Below are 6,071 nucleotides of genomic sequence, written 5' to 3'. Positions count from 1 at the left end.
GTCGGCTTCGTCGTCTGGGCGCACCACATGTTCCGCGTCGGCCTCGACGTCGATACCCGGGCCTATTTCACCGCAGCGACGATGGTGATCGCGGTCCCGACCGGCGTGAAGATCTTTTCCTGGATCGCGACCATGTGGGGCGGCTCGATCCGCTTCTCCACGCCGATGCTGTTCGCGGTCGGTTTCATCTTCCTCTTCACCGTCGGCGGCGTGACCGGCGTGGTGCTGGCGAACGAGGGCATCGATATCGCCATGCACGACACCTATTACGTCGTGGCTCATTTCCACTATGTGCTGTCGCTGGGCGCGGTCTTCGCGATCTTCGCCGGCTACTACTACTGGATCGGCAAGATGTGCGGCCGCCAGTATCCGGAGTGGCTGGGCAAGCTGCATTTCTGGCTGACCTTCATCGGCGTGAACGTCACCTTCTTCCCGATGCATTTCCTCGGCCTCGCCGGCATGCCGCGCCGCTATATCGACTATCCGGATGCGTTCGCGGGCTGGAACCATGTGGCGTCGATCGGCTCCTACATCTCCTACGCGGCGACCCTCATCTTCGTGGTCGGCGCGATCTACACGATCTTCGCCGGCCGCAAGGTGGGCGAGAATTACTGGGGCGAGGGCGCCACGACGCTGGAATGGACCGTGAGCTCGCCGCCGCCCTTCCACACCTTCGAAGAGCTGCCGCGGATCCGCTAGGACGGGCGGGGGTTCGGGGACAATCTCCCCGAGTCCCTTCCGCCTGGCTGGCCGTGAGGATTTGAGACCGAGGATAGAGTCGATATGAGCGATGCCAGCATCGGTATCGGAACGGGCGTGACGGGGACGGCGCATGATGCGGCCGCCCTGGATGCAGGCGCCCGCGTCGCCGACTACCTGGCGCTGCTCAAGCCGCGCGTGATGTCGCTGGTCGTCTTCAGCGGCTTCGCCGGGCTGATCCTCGCGCCGGGCCACATCCATCCGGTGCTGGCGGCGATCGCGGTCCTCTGCATCGCGGTGGCGGCGGGTGCCGCCGGTGCGGTCAATATGTGGTACGACCGCGACATCGACGCGGTCATGCGGCGTACCTGCGCGCGGCCGATCCCGACCGGCAAGATCAAGCCGGAGGAGGCCTTGGCCTTCGGCATCGTGCTTTCGGTCGGCTCCGTCATGCTGATGGGCCTCGCCCTCAACTGGGTAGCGGCAGTCCTGCTGGCGACCGCCAATCTCTTCTACATCTTCGTCTATACGATCTGGCTCAAGCGCCGCACGCCGCAAAACATCGTGATCGGCGGGGCGGCCGGCGCCTTCCCGCCGATGATCGGCTGGGCCGCCGTGACCGGCGATGTCAGCCTCGCCTCGATCGCGCTCTTCGCGCTCATCTTCATGTGGACGCCGCCGCATTTCTGGGCGCTCGCCCTCTTCCGGCGCGGCGACTATGAGAAGGCCGGCGTGCCGATGCTGCCCGTGGTTGCCGGTGCCCGCGCCACCAAGCTGCAGATGCTGCTCTATACGGTGATCCTGCTGCCGCTGGGCCTGGTGCCCTGGTGGCTGGGGATCACGGGACCGCTTTATGCCGTGGCCGCAACGGCGCTGGGCCTGATCTTCCTCGGTTTCGCGGTCTGGGTCTGGTTCGACAGCGATGAGGAACAGGGCGGCGGGCGCGCCGCCAAGCGCATGTTCGGCTATTCGATCCTTTATCTCTTCCTGATGTTCACCGCGATGATGGTGGACCGGGCGCCCGGCCTGCTGCCGCGGCTTGCGGAGTGGGTAGGTTGAGCGCCGTGGAACGCAGCGAAGAAGCCAAGAAACGCCAGCGCGCGCGCAACTGGGCGGTGCTGGCGGCCCTGCTGGGCTTCGTGGTCATCGTCTATATCGTCTCGATCCTGCGCATGGGAGGCCATTGAGATGGCGTCACTGCGCAGCCGTCACCGCTGGACAGTGCTGGGATTGAGCCTCGCCTTCGCCGTGATGTGTGCGTTGGTGGCGGCATCGGTGCCGATCTACAACTTCATCTGCCGCGCGACCGGCATGGGCGGCACCACCCAGATCGGGACCGAGGCGGAAGCTGCCGCCATCACGGCCAGCGGCGAGAAGTTCCCGATGATCACCGTGCGCTTCAACGCCGACGTCAACGGCGAGATGCCATGGACCTTCTACCCGGTCCAGCGCGAGGTGAGGATCCAGATGGGCGTGCCGCAGACGATCTATTATCGCGCCATCAACCGCTCAAGCCAGCGCATCACCGGCACCGCGACCTTCAACGTGTCGCCGGCCGAGGTCGGACCCTATTTCGACAAGATCCAGTGCTTCTGCTTCACCGAGCAGACCCTGGAGCCGGGCCAGTCGGTCGACATGCCGGTGCGCTTCTTCGTCGACCCGGCGATCCTCAAGGCGCCGGACGGCGCCAACTTCAAGACCATCACACTCTCTTACACGTTCTTTCGCGCCAAGGATCAGCCGGCCACGCCGCCGCAGGCGTCCAACAACGGCGCGAACAGCACCTCACTCAACTGACCGCCCGTTGAACCGGGCGCAAGCAACGAAGGGCCGAGCAGGGAAGACCGAAACATGAGCACGAGCCACGCCGCCTCGACGAAGCCGCACCATCCCTACCATCTGGTCGATCCCAGCCCCTGGCCCGTGATCGGTGCCATCGGCGCCGGCGTCATGGCCGTGGGTGGCGTGCTGTTCATGCATCAGGTCACGCCCTGGGTGTTGCCGCTGGGCTTCCTCATGGTGCTGGCCGTCATGTTCTTCTGGTTCCGCGACGTGGTGCGCGAGGGGACCTACCAGGGTCACCACTCGCCGGTGGTCCAGATCGGCCTGCGCTATGGCATGCTGCTCTTCATCGCCTCCGAGGTGATGTTCTTCTCGGCCTTCTTCTGGGCCTTCTTCGATTCTTCGCTGTTTCCGAAGGAAGCGACCGGCGGCGTCTGGCCGCCCAAGGGCATCCTGCCCTTCGATCCGCTGTCGCTGCCGCTCCTGAATACGCTGATCCTGCTGACCTCGGGCGTCACCGTGACCTGGGCACATCACGCGCTGCGCGAAGGCGACCGCACCGGCCTGCTGCAGGGCCTGGGTCTCACCGTCCTGCTCGGCCTCTGCTTCACCGGCATCCAGGCCTATGAGTACAGCCACGCCGCCTTCGGCTTCCGCGAGGGCATCTATCCCTCGACCTTCTTCATGGCGACGGGCTTCCATGGCTTCCATGTTATCGTCGGCACGATCTTCCTGATCGTCTGCTGGTTCCGCGCCTATCGCGGCGACTTCAAGCCGGACCATCATTTCGGCTTCGAGGCGGCCGCCTGGTACTGGCATTTCGTCGACGTGGTGTGGCTGTTCCTCTTCATCTGCGTCTATATCTGGGGCGGTGGCGCCGGACCTTATGCGGTCCACTGAGCCTCGATACAGCCGACGGCTCGGCGGATGAGCGCGGGCAGTTCCTACCCGCGCCTCTCGCCCTTCAAGACCGGCCTCGCCTGCCGCTGTCCATGCTGCGGGCGAGGCCGAATCTTTTCCGGCTTCCTGAAGATCGCGGATCGCTGCCCGGTTTGCGGCCTCGATCTCGGCGGCGAGGATGCCGGCGACGGCCCGGCGGTCTTCATCATCCTTTTCATGGGCGCGCTGGTCGTCGGGCTGGCGCTCCTGGTCGAGGCCTGGTTCTCGCCGCCCTATTGGGTGCATCTGGTGTTGTGGGGGCCGCTGATCCTGATCGGCTCGCTGCTGCTGATGCGCCCCTTCAAGGGCATTATGGTCGCATTGCAATACCGGCATAAGGCGGGCGAAGGTGGCGGCCGCCTCGGCTGACGGGCCGTGCCGGCGTTTTTCCGGAGAGAGTGATCCATGAGCGAGCCGTTCTATGCCGGCCGCGTCTTCCGCCCCAAGCCCGGCGCCACCATCGCCGCCGGCATCGTCCTCGTGATCCTGATTGGGCTGGGCGTCTGGCAGCTGCAGCGCCTGACCTGGAAAGAGGGGCTGATCGCCGAGCGCCATGACCGCAGCACGGCGGCGGCGATCGAGCTGCCGGCTGCGGGCGCCGATACCAGCCAGCTCGATTTCCGCCATGCCGAGGCCACCGGCAGCTTCGACCACGCGCATGAGATGTTCCTTGCCGCGCGCTCGATGAACGGCAATCCCGGCTATCACGTCGTGACGCCCTTCAAGCTCGCGGACGGGCGCACGCTGCTGGTCGATCGCGGCTGGATCCCGCTCGAGCGCAAGAACCCGCCCCAGCGCGCCGACGGCCAGGTCCAGGGCGAGATCGCCATCGACGGGCTGCTGCGCCTGCAGCGCCCCAAGACCTGGCTCGAGCCCGACAACCAGCCCAAGGACAATCTCTGGTTCTGGGTGGATCTGCCGGCGATGGCCGATTATCTCGGGCTGCCGCCCGACCAGGTGACGCCCTTCTTCCTCGAGGCGGGACCGGCGCCCAATCCCGGCGGCTTCCCGATCGGCGGGCAGAGCCGCACCGAGCTCCCCAACGACCATCTGCAATATGCGCTGACCTGGTTCAGCTTCGCGGTCATCCTCACCGTGATCTGGTTCCTCTATCATTGGAAGACGCCGGCCGAGTTCGCCGCCCGGGAGCAGCAGAACAAGTCGCGCCGCTGAACGCATCTGAGAGGCACTCATGACCGCCACGGCCACCCATAACGAGAGCGGCGCCGGCTTGCGCCCCTATAAGGCCCTCGAAGCGCGCTTCCATCGGCTGGCGGCACTCAATGAGGCGGCCGGCATGCTCCATTGGGACATGGCCGCGATGATGCCGCCCGGTGGTGCCGAGGCGCGGGCCGAGCAATTGGCGCAGATGCGCCTCGTCTGCCACGAGATCCTGGCCGATCCCGCCATGGGCGGCCTCCTGGGCGAGGCCGAGAGCCGGCGCGAGGAGCTCGATCCCTGGGCCGGCGCCAATCTGCATGAGATGCGCCGGCAATGGATCCATGCGACGGCGCTGGAACCGCGCCTGGTCGAGGCCTTGTCGCGGGCCTCGAGCCGCTGCGAGGGCATCTGGCGCGAGGCGCGGCCCGCCGCCGATTTCGCCAAGGTGGTGCCGGCCTTGAGCGATCTGCTGAAGCTCGTGCGCGAGGCGGCGGCAGCCAAGGCCGAGAAGCTGCATTGCGGTCTCTATGAAGCGCTGCTCGACGAGTTCGAGCCGGGCGGGAAGGTCGTGGCGATCGACGCCCTCTTCGACGATCTCGCGAAGTTTCTGCCCGCCTTGCGCGAGAAGGCGCTGGCGGCACAGGCGCGCCGGCCCGCACCGTTGGATGCCAGGGGTCCTTTTCCGACGGCGCAGCAGAAGGCGCTGGGCCAGAAGCTGATGGCGACCATCGGCTTCGATTTCGACCATGGCCGTCTCGATACCAGCCTTCATCCCTTCTGCGGCGGCACGCCGGACGATGTGCGCATCACCACGCGCTATGATGAGAGCGACTTCGCTTCGGCGCTGATGGGCGTGCTGCATGAGACCGGCCATGCGCTCTATGAGCGCGGCCTGCCGGCACCCTGGCGCTATCAGCCGGTGGGCCAGGCGCGCGGCATGGGCATCCATGAGAGCCAATCGCTGCTGATGGAGATGCAGGCCTGCCGCTCCAAGCCCTTCCTCACCTATCTGGCGCCGCTGCTGGTCGAGGCCTTCGGCCATGCCGACCCGGCCTTCACGCCCGAAAATCTGCTGGCGCTCTATTGGCGGGTGAAGCCGGGCTTCATCCGAGTCGAGGCCGACGAGGTGACCTATCCCTCGCATGTAATCCTGCGCTACCGGCTCGAGCGCGCGATGATCGAGGGGCGGATGGAAGTGGCCGACCTGCCGATGGCCTGGAACGACGGCATGGCCGAGCTGCTCGGCATCCGCCCGCCCTCCGACCGCGAGGGCTGCCTCCAGGACATCCACTGGTATGACGGCGCCTTCGGCTATTTCCCGACCTACACGCTGGGCGCCATGAACGCGGCCCAGCTGTTCGACGCCGCGGGCCGCGCCGATCCGGCGATCCCCGAGGAACTCGGCCGCGGCGACTTCAAGCCGCTGCTCAAATGGCTGCGCGCGAACGTCCATTGGCTGGGCTCGTCAGTGACGGCAGCCGAGATCATGA

Annotated in this window: 8 protein-coding genes; all 8 read left to right on the top strand. The window is 66.3% G+C overall.

Features of this window, described 5'->3' with window-relative positions:
• Positions 1-699, top strand: a 699-nt coding sequence (locus ACREE8_RS02910; RefSeq protein ID WP_431571482.1) for a cbb3-type cytochrome c oxidase subunit I, incomplete at its 5' end; no start/stop codon positions are given.
• Positions 700-783: 84 nt separating this feature from the next.
• Complete coding sequence (locus tag ACREE8_RS02905; protein ID WP_431571481.1) at positions 784-1,758, top strand: heme o synthase; 975 nt, start codon at positions 784-786, stop codon at positions 1,756-1,758.
• Positions 1,755-1,886 carry a hypothetical protein gene (locus ACREE8_RS02900; RefSeq protein WP_263641920.1) on the top strand — a complete coding sequence of 44 codons (132 nt, stop codon included), beginning with the start codon at positions 1,755-1,757 and terminating at the stop codon, positions 1,884-1,886. The genes ACREE8_RS02905 and ACREE8_RS02900 overlap by 4 nt, the downstream gene beginning before the upstream one ends.
• A 1-nt stretch (position 1,887) precedes the next feature.
• Positions 1,888-2,496, top strand: a complete 609-nt coding sequence (locus tag ACREE8_RS02895; protein ID WP_431571480.1) for a cytochrome c oxidase assembly protein — start codon at positions 1,888-1,890, stop codon at positions 2,494-2,496.
• 54 nt (positions 2,497-2,550) lie between these two features.
• Positions 2,551-3,381, top strand: a complete 831-nt coding sequence (locus ACREE8_RS02890) for a cytochrome c oxidase subunit 3 (RefSeq protein ID WP_431571479.1) — start codon at positions 2,551-2,553, stop codon at positions 3,379-3,381.
• A gap of 27 nt (positions 3,382-3,408) precedes the next feature.
• Positions 3,409-3,789, top strand: a complete 381-nt coding sequence (locus ACREE8_RS02885) for a DUF983 domain-containing protein (protein ID WP_431571478.1) — start codon at positions 3,409-3,411, stop codon at positions 3,787-3,789.
• Between the two features lie 36 nt (positions 3,790-3,825).
• On the top strand, positions 3,826-4,593 hold the full coding sequence (locus ACREE8_RS02880; RefSeq protein WP_431571477.1) for an SURF1 family protein: 768 nt from the start codon (positions 3,826-3,828) through the stop codon (positions 4,591-4,593).
• A gap of 19 nt (positions 4,594-4,612) precedes the next feature.
• Positions 4,613-6,071 (top strand): carboxypeptidase M32 (locus tag ACREE8_RS02875; RefSeq protein ID WP_431571476.1); only part of this gene is annotated, 1,459 nt, incomplete at its 3' end.

It is taken from the genome of Hypericibacter sp. (assembly GCF_050729195.1).
In the GTDB taxonomy this organism is placed as follows: Bacteria; Pseudomonadota; Alphaproteobacteria; order Dongiales; family Dongiaceae; genus Hypericibacter.
The sequence above is the reverse complement of the archived record's forward strand: the minus strand, read 5'-3'. Positions and strand labels throughout refer to the sequence as shown.